The 15,455-nt window shown below is 59.6% G+C and carries 15 protein-coding genes and 1 tRNA gene; 8 read left to right on the top strand and 8 right to left on the bottom strand.

Going from position 1 to position 15,455, the window contains the following annotated elements; genetic code table 11:
• Positions 1–6 precede the first annotated feature (6 nt).
• The 4 genes from FRT59_RS20480 to FRT59_RS20465 all read right to left on the bottom strand — a co-directional run bounded on the left by FRT59_RS20480 (position 7) and on the right by FRT59_RS20465 (position 4,608).
• A complete protein-coding gene (locus tag FRT59_RS20480) occupies positions 7–1,347 on the bottom strand; it encodes an LLM class flavin-dependent oxidoreductase (protein ID WP_153872205.1) in 1,341 nt (446 codons plus the stop codon).
• A gap of 10 nt (positions 1,348–1,357) precedes the next feature.
• Entirely contained in the window at positions 1,358–2,332 is a 975-nt protein-coding gene (locus tag FRT59_RS20475) for an ABC transporter substrate-binding protein (protein ID WP_153872204.1), read from the bottom strand.
• Positions 2,333–2,416: 84 nt separating this feature from the next.
• Positions 2,417–4,000 carry a rhodanese-related sulfurtransferase gene (locus tag FRT59_RS20470; RefSeq protein ID WP_153872203.1) on the bottom strand — a complete coding sequence of 528 codons (1,584 nt, stop codon included), beginning with the start codon at positions 3,998–4,000 and terminating at the stop codon, positions 2,417–2,419.
• Positions 3,997–4,608, bottom strand: coding sequence for a cysteine dioxygenase family protein (locus FRT59_RS20465; RefSeq protein ID WP_153838342.1), 612 nt, complete (start codon positions 4,606–4,608; stop codon positions 3,997–3,999). The genes FRT59_RS20470 and FRT59_RS20465 overlap by 4 nt, the downstream gene beginning before the upstream one ends.
• Before the next feature lie 213 nt (positions 4,609–4,821).
• Between FRT59_RS20465 and FRT59_RS20460 the strand changes: the two genes are divergently transcribed.
• Together FRT59_RS20460 and FRT59_RS20455 are read left to right on the top strand one after the other, a co-directional pair.
• A complete protein-coding gene (locus FRT59_RS20460; protein ID WP_034120068.1) occupies positions 4,822–5,727 on the top strand; it encodes a LysR family transcriptional regulator in 906 nt (301 codons plus the stop codon).
• A gap of 106 nt (positions 5,728–5,833) precedes the next feature.
• Positions 5,834–6,628, top strand: a complete 795-nt coding sequence (locus FRT59_RS20455) for a class II aldolase/adducin family protein (RefSeq protein WP_153872202.1) — start codon at positions 5,834–5,836, stop codon at positions 6,626–6,628.
• 132 nt (positions 6,629–6,760) lie between these two features.
• Here the strand turns inward: FRT59_RS20455 and FRT59_RS20450 are convergent, their stop codons facing one another.
• Both FRT59_RS20450 and FRT59_RS20445 read right to left on the bottom strand, forming a co-directional pair.
• Positions 6,761–7,843 (bottom strand): LLM class flavin-dependent oxidoreductase, encoded by a 1,083-nt coding sequence (locus tag FRT59_RS20450; RefSeq protein ID WP_153872201.1) that lies wholly within the window; start codon positions 7,841–7,843, stop codon positions 6,761–6,763.
• 165 nt (positions 7,844–8,008) lie between these two features.
• Positions 8,009–8,863 (bottom strand): AraC family transcriptional regulator, encoded by an 855-nt coding sequence (locus FRT59_RS20445; RefSeq protein WP_153872200.1) that lies wholly within the window; start codon positions 8,861–8,863, stop codon positions 8,009–8,011.
• Positions 8,864–8,972: 109 nt separating this feature from the next.
• Between FRT59_RS20445 and FRT59_RS20440 the strand changes: the two genes are divergently transcribed.
• The 4 genes from FRT59_RS20440 to FRT59_RS20425 all read left to right on the top strand — a co-directional run bounded on the left by FRT59_RS20440 (position 8,973) and on the right by FRT59_RS20425 (position 11,092).
• Positions 8,973–9,383, top strand: coding sequence for a hypothetical protein (locus tag FRT59_RS20440; protein ID WP_153872199.1), 411 nt, complete (start codon positions 8,973–8,975; stop codon positions 9,381–9,383).
• A 72-nt stretch (positions 9,384–9,455) separates the two neighbouring features.
• Positions 9,456–9,800, top strand: a complete 345-nt coding sequence (locus FRT59_RS20435; RefSeq protein ID WP_153872198.1) for a hypothetical protein — start codon at positions 9,456–9,458, stop codon at positions 9,798–9,800.
• A 55-nt stretch (positions 9,801–9,855) separates the two neighbouring features.
• On the top strand, positions 9,856–10,764 hold the full coding sequence (glsB, locus tag FRT59_RS20430; RefSeq protein WP_153872197.1) for a glutaminase B: 909 nt from the start codon (positions 9,856–9,858) through the stop codon (positions 10,762–10,764).
• Positions 10,736–11,092: a zeta toxin family protein gene (locus FRT59_RS20425; protein ID WP_325167947.1), complete on the top strand. Its 357-nt coding sequence runs from the start codon at positions 10,736–10,738 to the stop codon at positions 11,090–11,092. Before glsB ends, FRT59_RS20425 begins: the two co-directional genes overlap by 29 nt.
• 216 nt (positions 11,093–11,308) lie before the next feature.
• On the opposite strand, the gene FRT59_RS20420 is transcribed toward FRT59_RS20425, so the two are convergent.
• Complete coding sequence (locus tag FRT59_RS20420) at positions 11,309–11,539, bottom strand: DUF6124 family protein (RefSeq protein WP_153872196.1); 231 nt, start codon at positions 11,537–11,539, stop codon at positions 11,309–11,311.
• Between the two features lie 171 nt (positions 11,540–11,710).
• On the opposite strand from FRT59_RS20420, the gene FRT59_RS20415 reads away from it, so the two are divergent.
• Positions 11,711–11,785: transfer RNA gene (locus FRT59_RS20415), tRNA-Lys, on the top strand.
• 51 nt (positions 11,786–11,836) lie between these two features.
• The gene (locus tag FRT59_RS20410) at positions 11,837–14,110 is read left to right on the top strand and encodes a hypothetical protein (protein WP_153872195.1); all 2,274 of its coding nucleotides are present in this window, start codon (positions 11,837–11,839) and stop codon (positions 14,108–14,110) included.
• A 91-nt stretch (positions 14,111–14,201) separates the two neighbouring features.
• On the opposite strand, the gene FRT59_RS20405 is transcribed toward FRT59_RS20410, so the two are convergent.
• On the bottom strand, positions 14,202–15,446 hold the full coding sequence (locus tag FRT59_RS20405; protein ID WP_153872194.1) for a saccharopine dehydrogenase family protein: 1,245 nt from the start codon (positions 15,444–15,446) through the stop codon (positions 14,202–14,204).
• Positions 15,447–15,455 lie beyond the last annotated feature (9 nt).

Genomic DNA, 15,455 nt, shown 5'->3' with positions numbered 1-15,455 from the left:
GAGTGTTCAGGCCAGGGCTTTTTCAGCGGCTTCAACGACGCTGTAGCGGTTCGCTGGCACATCCAGGCCGAGGTTGTCGCGCAACGTGTGGCCGCTGTATTCGGTTCGGAACAAGCCGCGCCGTTGCAAAACCGGCACCACCAGTTCTGTGAAGTACTGCAAACCATCGGGCAGTACCGAGTTGATGATGAAACCATCGCTGGCGCCGCTCTCGAACCAGCGCTGGATGGCATCCGCGACCTGCTCCGGGGTGCCGACAAAGTCGCGCTTGGGTCGCGAAAAGCGCAGGGCTACATCGCGCAGGGTCAAGCCTTCATCCCGGGCCAATTGCTTGATGCGCTCGGAGCCGCCTTTCTGGCTGTTGGAACCCAGGTCGCCGAGTTCGGGGAAGGGCGCATCCAGCGGGTATTGGCTGAAATCATGGTCATTGAACGGCCGGCCGAGGGCGACGATGGCGTCCTCCACGGTGACCAGCGCCACCGCTTGCTGGTAGCGGCTTTCCACTTCGGCGGCATCGCGCCCGACAATCGGGCGGATACCCGGCAGGATCGACAGGCTGTCGGCGTCGCGGCCAAAGCCGCTGGCGCGGCGCTTCAAGTCGGCGCTGTAGGCCTTGGCCTCATCGATGTGCTCCACATGCACGAAAATCGCATCGGCGTGTTCAGCGGCAAAGTTACGCCCATCCTCCGAGGTGCCGGCCTGAAAGATCGCCGGTTGGCCTTGGCGTGAACGCGCGATATTCAGCGGGCCTTTGACCGAAAAGAATTCGCCCTTGTGGTTGAGCGCGTGCAACTTGCCGGGGGTGAAGAATTCGCCACTGTGCTTGTTGTAGGCAAAGGCGTCGTCTTCCCAGGAGTCCCACAGGCCCTTGACCACATTCAAGTGTTCCTTGGCGATGCGGTAGCGCACTGCATGGGGCGGGTGTTCGGCTTTACCGAAGTTATCCGCCGTGCCACTGAGCCATGAGGTGACCACGTTCCACCCGGCGCGGCCGCCGCTGATGTGGTCCAGCGAGGCGAACTGGCGTGCCACCTGATAGGGCTCGGTGTAGCTGACGGTCACGGTGGCGACCAGGCCGATGTTCGTCGTCAGTGCGGCCAGGGCCGACAGAATGGTCAGCGGCTCGAAGCGGTTGAGGTAATGGGGGCTGGACTTGGCGTGGATATGCAGGCTGTCGGCAATAAACACGAAATCAAAGCGCGCCGCTTCGGCCAGTTCGGTCTGCTGCTTGTAGAAGCCGAAGTCGGTACTGGCGTTGGGTTGCGCCTGCGGGTGGCGCCATTCGCCCCAGCCGTGGCCGACACCGTGGACCATGGCACCGAGTTTCAATTGGCGTGGCTTGCTCATGTTCTGCTCCTTAGCGCGAGGCTTGGTCGAGGCGGGTACGCTTGGCGTTGAAGCTTTCGTCGAAGCCCTGGGAGACGTCGATGTGCTTGCTCAGCAGTCCTTCTTTGACATAGGTGTCGGCGGTGGCTTGCAGGCCGTGGATCACCGTGTCGTCTATTGCGACCGGGGACAGCTGGGTGTCCTTGGCCACTTCGATGTGCACGGCCAACGGCAAGCCGGTGATCCTGGCCTGGGCGGCGGCGTATTCATCGGGGTGGGTGTTGGCCCAGGCGTAAGCGCGGTCAACCCGCGCGACAAAGTCGTCCAGTTGCACGCGCTTGTCGGCAATGGCCTGGCGGGTGGCGGCGAAGTACAGGTGATTGCTCAACAGGTTTTTGCCGCTGACCAATACGCGGGCGTTGCTCTGTGAGGTGACCACGGTGGTGTACGGGTCCCATGTCGCCCAGGCATCTGCGGTGCCGTTGTCCAGCACCAGCCGCGATTCGGCGGGTAGCAGGAAGATGAAGTGCACATCCTGGGTGCTCAGGCCGGCATCGTTCAGGGCCTTGATCGCCAGGTAATGCCCGATGGAGCCGCGGCCGGTGACGATTTTCTTGCCCTTGAGGTCGGCCGCGGTCTTTATCGGTGAGTCCTTGGGTACCAGCAGCGCGGTGGTATTACGCCCTTGCGCATGGATGATGCTGATCACTTTGAGCGACGCGCCGGCACCCAGGGCGAACACATACGGTGCGTCACCCAGGGCGCCGACATCCACGGCGCCGGCATTCAGCGCTTCGCCCAGCGGCGAGGCGGAGGGGAATTCCGACCACTTGATTTCGTAGGGGACGTTCTGGGTTTCGCCAGAGGCTTCCAGCAGCGCCTTGATCGTGGATTTCTGGTTGGCCACGCGCAGCGGTTGCAGGTCGGCGGCTTGGACGCTGGAAAACAGGCCGAGGGCCAGGGCAGTGCCCAGCAGCAGGCGTTTGAATGGGGTGGCGTACGGCATGGGGCAAACTCCAGGCGTTGAGTAAAGGGAGATACCTCCGCCTGGAGAAGGGGTCGGATGTCCGGGGAACGGTGCAGCAATGAGTCAGATCACATAGAAACCATGGGTGCCGTCGCGGGCCAGTTGCGCGACCAGGCCGAATTCCCAATCCAGATAAGCCTGCATGGCTTGCCGTGGGTTGTCGGTGCCCTCGTAGGGGCGGCGGTAGCGGTCGATACGCGGTGAGGCCAGGTGGATTTCACCTTCCTCCAAGGGCAACTGCGCGGCGATCCAGCCGGCGGTGCCGTCCTGCAACAGGAACACCTGCTTGCCGGTCAGGGCCTCGACTTCGGCCACCGCCAGGCGCGCCAACTGGCTGCTGCCACAGGTCAGTACGTAACGCTGGGCACTCGGCACCTTGGCCAAGGCCTGGGGCAATTGCGCGCGCAGGGCCCACCAGGCACCGGGGATATGGCGTTTGACGTAATTGGCGCTGGCGGTGAAGTCCAGCACCACAGTGTCGCCGTGGCCGAGCCAGTCGGCGAGGGTATGGGGGCTGATCAGTTCGGCCTGGGGCGGCGCGGGCACCGGCGCGACCCACGCACCGCGTTCGCTGAAATGCGCCGCTTGCAGGTCGTCCAGCACGTGCACCTGCCAACCCAATTGGGCCAGCCAGGACGCAGACATATTGGCGCGCACGCCGTCGTCATCCACCAGCACCAGGCGCGCCCCGCGCACGCTGGCGACATGGTCGGTTTCCTGCACCAGTTGCCCGCCGGGTGTGGAGCGTGCGCCCGGCAGGTGGCCGGCTTCGAATTCTTCCGGGGTGCGCACATCGAACAGGTAGGTGGTGCGCGTAGTGTCCTGCTGCCAGTGATGTAGATCGCTGAGGGTGGCGCGGCCGACGCGGGCCTTGTCGGCCACACGGCGTGCATCTGCGGCGGCACGTTGGCGATGTTTTTCCGAGGTCGGCGCAAAACGGCGTGCTTGCCCATGGGCAAGTTTTTGCCCGGCCAAGGTCCAGCCGATGGTGCCGTTGCGCAACGCTGCCACCGGGTTGGCTACGCCGGCATTGATCAACGACTGGGTGCCGATAATGCTGCGGGTGCGCCCGGCGCAGTTGACGATAATGCGCGTGGCCGGGTCCGGTGCCAGCTCACGGGCGCGCAACACCAACTCGGCCCCTGGCACGCTGATGCCGGTGGGAATGCTCATGGTCTGGTATTCGTCGAAACGGCGGGCGTCGAGCACCACCACATCGGCCTGGCTGTCGAGCAGGGCCTGGACTTCTTCGGCGGCCAGGGACGGCGTATGGCGCTGGCTTTCCACCAGTTCGCCAAAAGCCTTGCTCGGTACATTGACGTCGATAAACAGCTCACCACCCGCCTGGCGCCAGCCGTCCAGCCCACCCTCAAGCAGACTCACGTGGGTATAGCCCAGCGCAACCAAGCGTTCGGCGGCGCGGCTGGCCAGCCCTTCACCGTTGTCGTACAGGGTGACCTGGGTATCGCGGCGTGGAATGCGCGAATACACCTCCAGTTCCAGCTTGGACAGCGGGATATTGGCGGCGAACAGCGGGTGGGCTTCGGCAAACGGCGCTTCCTCGCGCACGTCGATCAGCGCGACTTCTTCATGGTCCAACAGGGCCTGGCGAATCTGGGCAAAGCTGCGGGTCGATACGGTGGTCATAGGGCAGGGCTCTTTTCTTTGGACAAGTCCCAGATGTTCGGGAGATAGGCGTTCGAATAACCAGAGATAAACTGTTTTTCGCTACCGTCGGGCTGATACACCGCACGGCGCACCGCACCGATATTGGCGCCGTACACATGAATGCTGATGGATACCTGATCGCTGTGGGCATTGCTGACCTGATGAATATCGCCAATCTTGGGCGACACCGCCTCGACCTGGCCCGGCAGCAGTTGAATGGGCTTGCCTTCGGCCACCAGGCTGCCATCGGGCGCACGGGCAAAGCCTTGGGAAAACTCCGAGCCGCGCAACATGCCGATCAGGCCCCACACCCGATGGTCATGAATCGGCGTGCTTTGCCCCGGCCCCCACACAAAGCTGACAAGGCTGAAACGCTGGCGCGAATCGGCATGCAGCAGAAATTGCTGGTAACGCTCGGGGTTGGGCTGGGCGAATTCATCGGGGAGCCAGTCATCATGGCTGACCAGTTGCGCCAGCAGCTTGCCGCCACGGTGCAGCAGGTCGCCTTCACGCGGGTTGGCGTCGATCAATTCCGCCAGGGCGCCTATGAAGGCTCTGAGTCTCTCGGGGTGTCGGGCCTGGGTCATGACCATTCCATCGGGCTGTTTTGATAAGCTCATATAAGCATAATGTTTATAGTTAATATGCTATTTTTTAATGATTAGCTTATAGCCGAAGGTAATTTAGAACGGGTATGCATAGCGTTAGACGTTATCGATCACAGCACGGGCTATCCAGACCGGTGTGCGGCAACTATGCTTCACGCACATCTTAATGACTGTTCTCTATGTGCGGGCCAAATGAAAATTGACGATATCGATGCCTTTGTCGAAGTGATTCGTTGCCAGTCCATCAGCCACGCCGCCGAGTCGTTGCAACTGACCCAGCCGGCCATCACCCGCCGCGTGCAGAACTTTGAGCAGGCGCTGGGGGTCGAGCTGTTCGACCGCAACACCAAGCCTCTCAAGCCGACGCTCATCGGCACCCGCGTCTATGAGCAGTGCCGGCTGATCCTGCGCGAGATGGACGCCCTGCGCGAACTGGTGGCCACCGATGCGCCGCCCACCGGCGTGTTGCGTCTGGGCGTACCGCAGACCATCGGCGATGTAGTCCTGCTGGACGCGCTCAAGCACTTGCGCACTGAATACACCGACCTGCGCGCCCAGGTCGCCACCGGCTGGGGCAGCCAATTGGTCGGCAAGATCGAACGCGGCGAGCTGGATGCGGCGGTGGCGTTGTTTCCGGCAGGCAAGATCTTCCCGGACAACATCGTCGGTGAGTCCATTGGCAAGATGGAGCTGGTGGTGGTCTGTGCCAAGGCGCAACTGCCGAAGAAGCCCTGCAAGCTGGCGGATGTGTACCAGAACGGCTGGATCCTCAACCCGGACGGTTGCGGCTTTCGTGCCGGGTTGCAGCGCACCTTGTCTGACCAGGGCCTGGCGTTGCGGGTGAACCTGGAAACCTTCGGCACCGAACTGCAATTGGGTTTGGTCGCGGATGGACTGGGCCTTGGCCTGGTGCCGCGCCCGTTGCTGGAGCGCAGTGCCCATCGCGAGCAACTGGCGGCGATGCCGCTCAAGGACTTCAAGCCGGTGATGGACCTCTGGCTGATCTACCCGCATTTTCTCGGCAACCTGCAAGGGCCGGTGGATGCGTTTGGTCAGTGGGTGGCAGATTCTTTGCACAAGATACGCAAGGTGGCGTGATATGAAAAAAAATAATAATTAGCTTAGATTAAAATGTGCTTTTTATTATTTTTTTGCTTCCCCTAGGCTGGCCTGGAGTCCTTAAGGCCATCCAGGAAGATTTGCCATGAGCAGCGTCACCTCGCTATCCAGTGTTTCCAATACCGTCCGCCAGCGTGTCACGCCAGAGGAATGGGAGGTGCGCGTAAAACTGGCCGCCGCCTACCGCTTGGCGGCCTTGTACAAGTGGACCGATCACATCTATACCCACTTTTCCGCCCGTGTACCGGGCCCCGACGAGCATTTCCTGATCAACGGCTTCGGGTTGTTGTTCGATGAAATTACTGCCTCCAATCTGGTCAAGGTCGACCTCGACGGCACCCTCGTCGACGACCCCACTGGCCTGGGGATCAACTACGCCGGCTACGTGATCCACAGCGCCATCCACGGCGCACGCCATGACTTGCAAGCGGTGCTGCACACCCACACCCGCGACGGCATTGCGGTGTCGGCGCAGAAGGACGGCTTGCTGCCGATTTCCCAGCATGCCATCGCATTCTCGGGGCGCGTGGCCTATCACGGTTACGAAGGCGTGGCCCTGGACCTGGACGAACGTGAGCGTCTGGTGGCCGACCTGGGCGACAAGAGCGTGATGATCTTGCGTAACCATGGCTTGTTGACCGCAGGCGTCAGTGTCGAGCACGCCTTCCAGCAACTGCAAAGCCTGGAGCGGGCCTGCAATATCCAGATCGCCGCGCAGGCAGCGGGGAATGCCGAGTTGATCTTTCCGCCGGCAGAGGTGGTGGCCAAGGTCGAGCAGCAGGCCAAGGTGTTCAGCAATGGGGAAGGGCCGGGCGTGGCGCGGCATTGGAATGCGCTGGTGCGCCAGTTGGAGCGTACCGATACCGACTACAAAAACTGATCCTGAATTCACAGCAAAGCAAATGTGGGAGGGGGCTTGCTCCCGATAGCGGAGGTTCAGTCATAGATGAATTGACTGACCCACCGCTATCGGGAGCAAGCCCCCTCCCACATTTTTCGACCTGCTGTGTTCTTAAGCCACTTGTTGAGCCTGCTCCCGCTCGGCGACCAACTGGCGGGTGAGGGGAATCAGCTTCTTGCCGTAGTCAATCGCATCATTGAGCGGGTCAAACCCACGAATCAGGAAAGTAGTAATCCCCAAATCGTAGTAATCCACCAGCGCCTGCGCGACCTGCTCAGCGGTGCCCACCAGCGCGGTGGAATTACCCTGCGCCCCGAGCAGCCCGGCAATCCCGGTCCACAGGCGCTTATCCAGCCGCGACCCCTGCGCCGCCGCCGCCAGCAACCGCCGCGAGCCTTCATTCGGCGGTTCGCGGCGCACAAAGCCATTCTTCTCGGCCAGTGCCGTGGCTTGCTGCAAAATCTGCTCGGCACGCTGCCACGCCAGTTCCTCGGTGTCGGCGAGGATCGGCCGCAGCGACAGGCTGAAGCGAATCGTACGTCCATGCCTGGCGGCTTCGGCACGCACCTGGGTCACCACTTCGCGCACCTGCTCATAGGTTTCACCCCACAGCGCATACACATCCGCATGCTTGCCGGCCACGGCAATCGCCGCTGCTGAAGAACCGCCGAAATACAGCGGGATATGCGGCTGTTGCGGCGACTTCACCGTGGAGTGCGCGCCTTCCACCTGGTAGTAAGTGCCGGAAAAATCGAAAGGCTGCTCACTGGTCCATTCCTGGCGCACGACGCTCAGGTATTCGTCGGTGCGCGCATAACGTTCGTCCTTGCCGATATGGCTGCCATCCCCACGCAGTTCCTTGTCATCGCCACCGGTGATGATGTGCACGGCGGTACGCCCACCGTTGAACACATCCAGCGTAGCGAACTGGCGCGCAGCCAATGTGGGTTGGGCAAACCCTGGGCGGTGGGCGATAAGAAATTGCAGTGTGGTGGTGACGCTGGCCGCATGGGCCGCGATCAGCGTGCTGTCCGGACTATTGGAGTGGAAGGCTACCAAGGCGCGGTCGAACCCCGCCGCTTCGTGAGCCCGCGCTACGCTTTCGACGTAGTCCGGTTGCAGGCTCGGGCCGCTGCGAGGGTGGATTTCCGAGGCGTGGTGGCCGCCGATATAGCCGATGAATTCAATGCTCATGGTCAGGTCCTTGTCGAGGTCGGTAAACAAGCCTCCACCGGGCAGGGGGTCGGTCCGTAAGCGTGAAAGTAGGGGCAGCGGCCAAGCCTGTAAAATGCCGATTGGTTCTAACCTAATTATTAAAAAATAAAATGAATAGTTTTACTAAATATCAGTAAATTGCATTTAATCAGTGTTCTCACGCATTGCGATACCGGGTTGCGCTTCATGATGGATTGCGCCCATGCGGTCCGCCAGGTAGCGCGCCGGCGGTTGGCCCATCGCTTTGCGGAACATGGTGATAAAGCCGCTGGCATTTTCATAGCCCAGGTCCAGCGCCACGGTCTGCACGCTTTCGCCGTTGGCCATGCGTTGCAGTGAGAGGATCACATGCAGTTGCCGGCGCCAGCGACCGAAGCTCAAACCGATCTGCTCCAGCAACAGGCGAGTCATGCTGCGCTCGCTCATGCCGATGCGCACGGCCCACTCGCTCAAGGTGGACTTGTCGCCGGGGTTGGCCAGCAAGCTATCGGCCAGTCGCGTCAAGCGGGGGTCTTTAGGCATCGGCAAATGCAGGGCTTCGATCGGCGCCTCGGCCAGTTCATCCAGCAATGTCGCCACCAGTCGACCCTGGGCGCCGTCTTCGTCATAGAGCTGCGGGAAACTGACCGCCTTGCCGATCAACGCGTGCAGCAGTGGCGACACCGACAGGGTGCAACATTGTTGGGGCAGGGCGCTGGCGGCGTCTGGATCTATCAACAAGCAATACACGTCCGCCTCGCCGGCACCCCGTGCCGCGTGGGACACACCGCCGGGGATCCACAATGCGCACTGCGGTGGCACGATCCAGATGCCGGCCTCGATCACGCAATGCACCACTCCGCGCAAGGTGTAGATCAGTTGCCCGTGCTGATGGTGATGCGGGGTATGTTCCCAGCGCTCGGAGGTACTTGAGGCTCCCACGGCAACCACCGGGCGCGGGATCGCAGCGGCGTCGCGAACCCGGCTGGGGTCGTGTTGGTCGAGGCGGTGATGAACCATGGTGCTGACTGCCTTGGCTGGTTTGCGAAATATTCTGGCTATTCTGTGCAATGCCGTCTAGCACCTTGATCTTTATGATGAGAACTAATCTCATCCAAGGAGCTTGGCCATGCGACTCGACAGTTCAACTTTCCCCGTGGTGAAAATCGTCTTTGACGCGCCCAATGAAGGCGGGCCGGAGGATGCTTTCCTGATCTTCGAGCGCCTGTTGGCCCGTGAGCAGCCTTTCGTGCTGCTGCATGAAAAAGCCGTGGACGAGAACAATCACGAGCATTCCCATGAAGAGCGCAAACACGCCTCGATCTGGATGAAGAAACATAAGGCGGCTCTGCGCACGTACGTCAAAGGCATGATCCAGGTCGAACCCAGCGCCGCCAAGCGCCTGGCCCTCAAGCCATTTGCCGTAACGTTCGGCAAGGCCTGGGGTTACCCGCTGCTGGTGGTGGAGTCCAAGGACCGCGCCTGGGCGCTGGCAGAGGATGTGCTGGATGAGCAGGTCTCGGATGCGGCGCATTTCTAAGCTTCGTCAAACTCGACAGCGTCCACAATTGAACTACCTTGATTGACGAGCCTTCCCACTCGGTACTCAAGCATGCGCACGTTATGGACGCGGTATATGGCGTTGTTGGAAAACGACCTGAGCACACAGATTTTCGACAACGTGAAGAACCTGCTGGTGTGCGCGCTGTTGTTCGCGGCGGGGACCAATACGCTGGTGGGGCAGCAAGCGTTATTCATTGGGGTATTTGCCTCCAACGTCGCCGGTTGGGGGCTGATTATCCTGTCGACGCTGTTGATGTTATTGAATATCAGCGACGGCATTCGGCGCCTGGCCAAGTTGCGCTACCACTTGGTGCTGCAACTGTTGTTGATCCTGGCGTATGTGGTGATTGCCGAGCGGGTGGTAGAGATTGTGTGGGTCTTGCGCGCCCATTGAAGTATCCTCCGCGCCTGGTTTTTCACTGATTCAAACAACGATGACAGGACAAGATATGCAGGCGCTGCTGGAGTCGATCCTCGACGAAGTGCGCCCCCTGATCGGCCTCGGCAAAGTCGCCGACTACATCCCCGCGCTGGCCGACGTACCCGCCAATCAACTGGGCATCGCGGTGTATGGCAACGACGGTGCGGCTTACTGCGCGGGTGATGCCGACACCCTGTTCTCGGTGCAGAGCATCTCCAAGGTATTCAGCCTCGTGCAGGCCATCGACCACGGCGGCGAAACCATTTGGGAGCGCCTGGGCCACGAACCTTCGGGGCAGCCGTTCAACTCCATGGTGCAACTGGAATTCGAACGCGGCCGCCCGCGCAATCCGTTTATCAATGCCGGCGCCCTGGTGATCTGCGACATCAACCAATCGCGCTTCGCTGTGCCGATCCTGTCGATGCGCGACTTTGTACGGCGCTTGTCCGGCAACCCGCAGATCCTGGTCAACAGCGTGGTTGCCGACTCCGAAGCCCAGCACGGCGCGCGTAACGCGGCCATGGCCTACCTGATGAAGTCGTTCGGCAACTTCCATAATGACGTGGACGCCGTGCTGCACAGCTACTTCAACTACTGCGCGTTGCAGATGAGCTGCCTGGACCTGGCCCGGGCCTTCAGCTTCCTGGCCAACGAAGGCGTGAGTGCTCACAGTGGCGAGCAGATCTTGACGCCGCGCCAGACCAAACAAGTGAACTCGATCATGGCCACCAGCGGGCTGTATGACGAGGCGGGCAATTTTGCCTACCGCGTGGGGTTGCCGGGCAAGAGCGGGGTAGGTGGCGGGATTGTTGCGGTAGTGCCGGGGCAGTTTACGGTGTGCGTGTGGTCGCCGGAGTTGAACGCAGCGGGGAACTCGCTGGCGGGGATGAAGGCGTTGGAGTTGTTGAGTGAGCGGATTGGGTGGTCGGTGTTTTGAGCGATTCCATACGTTACTTTTAAAATTTCCTGACTCACTTGCCAAGTTGGACGATCTCATTGTAGAGGGTGGTCAGATCACCTTTCCTTCACGACACGTTGATTCCTATATCGCTTCTGTTCTATCTGACTTTATTCGCGTTTCTCTGATTGAGGAGCGTGTGAGTTTCACTTTTGAAACCGTTATGTCGGATAGCAGCAAAATTGAGCTGCTGCGACATGCGAAAGCCGCAGGTTATCGGGTCTACGTTTACTACGTCGCTACGGCAGATGCCGACATCAACGTCGCCAGGTTCGCTTACAGGGCTTCCATGGGAGGGCATGCATGACGTCCCAGCAGACAAGATTCGATCCCGTTATAAGCGTTCCTTGGAAAATCTTTCCAAGGCAATATTGCTGTCAAATCGAGCTTATATCTTCGACAATTCGCAGAGGACGAAGGTGCGGCGTGCTCAAGCGGTAACTTCCTGTTGCGGGCTTTCGATAGAGTGCTCGAAGATAGCTCAGGCGCTTTATATCGTCCATCTCAGGCGTGGGAACAATCGTCAAACGGCTGGGTTGGCTACGTTCAGGGCCTTGTCCACCAGCAACTGCACGCCTCCTAGCATTCGGCAAATGCCCAGCGCGACATTGCGCTGCGATCCGTCGCTTTCAAAGGCCATGTGGTTGGCGATTTCGCAGATGAGCGTCAGGTCCTGGGAGGCGTAATCTGTGAGTGTTGACAGTTGTAGACTGTTCTGGTTGTCAACCGACCCAGCAAGGTTCTGCCACGCCACGCTGGTGTCTATATGGAACCTCCGCATCCTATGCAACAACGAAACCTGTAGTCATTCAGAGGCAGATTCGATGATGCAGGTGGGAGAAAAGCACAGCGTTGTCAGTTAAAGCTTAAGGAAGATCATGACCCTTCACATTCTTCAGGTGTTGCTCGACAATGCGCCCTCTGTTCCGGAGTAGTTCAGCGGTAGAACACTCGGCTCTTAACCGGGTGGGCGCTGGTTCGAATCCAGCCTCCGGACCCATCACATACCACGCAATCTGGGAACACCTCCAGATCACACGGAGTGACTAGCATGGACGCAGGTTATGCGGTCTTCCAACTGGCGAAAGCGCTGCTCGCGCACGATTTGGATTGCGGCCCAGTCGCTCGCTTCAAATCCCGCAGACGTATCTCACGCTGGCAACAGGTCATTGGGAACCTGCTGCAAGGCTGCGTCGAGTATGGCTCGCGCACACCGGTTGCTGAGATTCCTGCATGGGTTACGCTGGAAGTCGTTACGGGGGGCTTTGCTACCGGCAATCTGTCGGCAGGTGGAGAGCTGACGGAGTATGAGCGTGAACTGGCCGTCTCTATTCCAGGTATTCGTCCAGGCTTTGAACGACTCGATATCAATGCCTGGCATCTCACGGATGACGGCCTTGAGTCCCTGCACTCACGTTTAGCCCGTTGTGATTATGCGGTCGATGTGCCGGAAGAGGCCGCGTTGCTGACAGTAGCTTGGCTAGTAGGGCAGCAGCGCACCGAGCAGGCTCGAGCGCTGATAGACGTGATTGGACCCTTCTTTGACCGACTGCGGTTTTTTCCGTCGATCTCTACGCAGTTGCCGATCTCAGCAGCGCAGGTTCACATTGTGGACGCTGGCGAGATTAAGCAGTTGCTTTCATCCTTGCCTTCCCAGGCTCAGATCGTTGTGCAGAAACAGACGATCGAAACGCGTTTACCGCTTTATGATTCAGCTGTTTCGCATTTCCTCCTGACCTATGTGGCTGGCTGGCCATGCCGTAATTACCCGAGTGGGTGGCGCGAGCTGGCGGCCGAGTTAGAGGTGGATTTTAAGCGGCTTGGTATCGACAGGCGCTCTTCGGATCGCGTGGAGGAACTGTTTTCTTTACTTGGTCAATGCTCCCGCGATGCGGAATCGCTCACCGGGCGTCAAGTCGGTCGCATACGGCAAATCGTCGATGACTTTGTGCGAAAGCATGGCGATCCGGATTCAGCCTCTCACCTTGCGTTGCGTGCGAATCAACTTAGTCAGGTGGCGAGGCCAGAGCATCACCTCATTGCTCGTATTGTGGCGAAGCGTCTCTCAGCGTATCCCGCGCAAAGTGGTCTCTCGGATTTTGCTGATTTGGCAGCGCCGATCACCGCTGAGGAGGCATTGGCGTTTGGGCTGGGTGAGGGCACAGCCATACCCGCGGCGATCCTGCGCCGTCTTCAGCGATGCCGGAGTGGGACGATTAGCGAGTTGATTGAGCATGGGCTGATTACTTCAGGTGATACCGTCGCGCGGGTGCTGTCCGCAATGACAGCGCAACTGAGTAGCTCGGGGTTGCGCGACGAAGCGCTTAGAATGGTCTACGCCTCTACCTATCGTGCGTTCCGCCGGCGGCGTTCGTTATTACTGCTGAACCTTGAGCGTCAGGTTGGCCTCAGTGAGTTGCCTTGGGTTGCCGTAATTGAAGGCGACCGCCAGCCCGGTGCTCTGGTGGCGGGAGCTGCCAAGCAGACGCTGGTTGAGTCATCGGCATTGACGCTTTCTGCTTTCCCATACGCCATCCTGCCTAACAAGCTTCTCCAGGAATTTTCAACACTGGCAGACACTGCGGAGCTGGACCTGCTCTTTGTGGAAGAGGTTGCTGCAGATATCTTCATGGGTAAGTTTTCCGATAAGTTTGCCGATGCCGCCAGACGAACGGGCCGGGTGATAGCAGGTTCGCTTTACGCACGCTATTACGACATTGATACCGATGAGCTGGCGAGCCTTGTTGCCAGAGGGCGACGACGTGCACGAGTTGCAAGCGATGCCTTCGCGACGTTGTGCGCAAAGCGTGCAGGGGCTGAGCTGGGTACGTGGCACCCGGCTACCAACGGCACCATTCTTGAGCAGCAGCAAATTTTAACTACGCAGAACCTTGCGCTACTGTTTGAAGAGCTTGGGTTGAAGGTTTTGCTGCAGCCTAGACTGGGCAGCATGGTGCAGGCGTGTTTTGAGTGGGTCTGCAAACGGCATCAGATGCGAATTGAACACTATCATGCGCGGTTGATAATGCTCAAAAATACGGCCTATGCCTGGCGCCAGATGGTGTTCTACCTGGCGATGCTTGACGAGTGTGAGCGCAGAGATGCCTTGGCGTCAGTCGAGGCTTATTTCGCCACACAGCCAGTGGCCTTTCAAGAGAGATTTCTTCCGCTAATGAGTGGCTTGCGCAAGGCTTGCGGCGGCGAAGTGTTGCCCCAGCACGCGCCAACTGAGGATGGCGCGAGAGTCTTTCTGGGATGGACAGCCACACGGCATTGGTTACTGCCACCGCAGGACGTTGCTTCAAGCCGGGCGATTGAGCAGTAGTCCCGCTTCGTTGTTCTGAAGAGTCTCTATAGGCTCCAACAAAAAATGCGCCCCTGAGGGCGCATTTTTTTGTCCGGTCAGCTATCGCCTATCAGGCAATCGCATCCCAAGCACGATCACCGTGCTCGTCTTTGATCCGAGTCGGCAACCCCATCACATCCAGCGCCTTGAGGAACGGCTCTGCCGGCAGCTCCTCGACGTTGGCCATGTGCTTCACGTCCCATTCGCCACGGGCAACCAGCAGCGCAGCGGCTACGGGTGGAACGCCGGCGGTGTAGGAGATGCCTTGGCTGTCTGTCTCGGCATACGCCTCTTCGTGATCAGCCACGTTGTAGATGAACATCTCGTGCGGCTGGCCGTTCTTGGTGCCTTTGACCAGGTCGCCGATGCAGGTCTTGCCGGTATAGCCCGGGGCCAGCGAAGACGGGTCGGGCAGCACGGCCTTGACCACTTTCAACGGAATTACTTCCAGGCCTTCGGCGGTCTTGACCGGCTTTTCGGAGAGCAGGCCAAGGTTCTTCAACACGGTGAACACATTGATGTAGTGTTCGCCGAAGCTCATCCAGAAACGCACGTTGGGCACGTCGAGGTTTTTCGACAGCGAGTGCACTTCATCGTGGCCGGTGAGGTAGAGGTTCTGCGAACCGACTACCGGCAGGTCGTCGGTACGTTTGACTTCGAACATGGTGTTGCTGGTCCACTGGCTGTTCTGCCAGCTCCACACCTGCCCGGTGAATTCGCGGAAGTTGATTTCCGGATCGAAATTGGTGGCGAAGTATTTGCCATGGGAGCCGGCATTGACGTCGAGAATGTCGATCGAATCAATGCGGTCGAAATGCTGTTGCTGCGCCAGCGCGGCGTACGCGTTGACGACACCTGGGTCGAAGCCCACGCCAAGGATGGCAGTGATGTTCTTCTGTTTGCACTCTTGCAGGTGGTTCCATTCGTAGTTGCCGTACCACGGCGGGGTCTCGCAGACCTTGCCCGGCTCTTCGTGGATGGCGGTGTCGAGGTAGGCCACGCCTGTATCGATGCAGGCACGCAGTACCGACATGTTGAGGAACGCGGAACCGACGTTGATGACGATCTGCGATTCGGTCTCGCGGATCAGGGCCTTGGTCGCTTCCACGTCCAGGGCGTTCAGCGCAAAGGCCTGGATATCGGCGGGTACCTTGAGGCTACCCTTGGCCTTGACGCTGTCGATGATGGCCTGGCATTTGGAGATGTTGCGCGACGCGATAGCAATACGACCGAGTTCGTCGTTGTGCTGCGCGCACTTGTGGGCCACCACCTTGGCGACACCTCCTGCACCAATGATAAGAACGTTCTTTTTCAATTGCTTTAT

This window comes from Pseudomonas haemolytica (genome assembly GCF_009659625.1).
Taxonomy (GTDB): Bacteria; Pseudomonadota; Gammaproteobacteria; order Pseudomonadales; family Pseudomonadaceae; genus Aquipseudomonas; species Aquipseudomonas haemolytica.
This window is presented reverse-complemented; position numbering and strand designations above follow the sequence as displayed.

Coding starts and splice junctions, on each gene's coding strand:
- FRT59_RS20460 (WP_034120068.1), top strand. CDS start 4,822: ATGAAAATTGACGATATCGATGCCTTTGTCGAAGTGATTCGTTGCCAG.
- FRT59_RS20410 (WP_153872195.1), top strand. CDS start 11,837: ATGGACGCAGGTTATGCGGTCTTCCAACTGGCGAAAGCGCTGCTCGCG.
- FRT59_RS20475 (WP_153872204.1), bottom strand. CDS start 2,332: ATGCCGTACGCCACCCCATTCAAACGCCTGCTGCTGGGCACTGCCCTG.
- glsB (WP_153872197.1), top strand. CDS start 9,856: ATGCAGGCGCTGCTGGAGTCGATCCTCGACGAAGTGCGCCCCCTGATC.
- FRT59_RS20450 (WP_153872201.1), bottom strand. CDS start 7,843: ATGAGCATTGAATTCATCGGCTATATCGGCGGCCACCACGCCTCGGAA.
- FRT59_RS20480 (WP_153872205.1), bottom strand. CDS start 1,347: ATGAGCAAGCCACGCCAATTGAAACTCGGTGCCATGGTCCACGGTGTC.
- FRT59_RS20440 (WP_153872199.1), top strand. CDS start 8,973: ATGCGACTCGACAGTTCAACTTTCCCCGTGGTGAAAATCGTCTTTGAC.
- FRT59_RS20455 (WP_153872202.1), top strand. CDS start 5,834: ATGAGCAGCGTCACCTCGCTATCCAGTGTTTCCAATACCGTCCGCCAG.
- FRT59_RS20465 (WP_153838342.1), bottom strand. CDS start 4,608: ATGACCCAGGCCCGACACCCCGAGAGACTCAGAGCCTTCATAGGCGCC.
- FRT59_RS20445 (WP_153872200.1), bottom strand. CDS start 8,863: ATGGTTCATCACCGCCTCGACCAACACGACCCCAGCCGGGTTCGCGAC.
- FRT59_RS20435 (WP_153872198.1), top strand. CDS start 9,456: ATGCGCACGTTATGGACGCGGTATATGGCGTTGTTGGAAAACGACCTG.
- FRT59_RS20470 (WP_153872203.1), bottom strand. CDS start 4,000: ATGACCACCGTATCGACCCGCAGCTTTGCCCAGATTCGCCAGGCCCTG.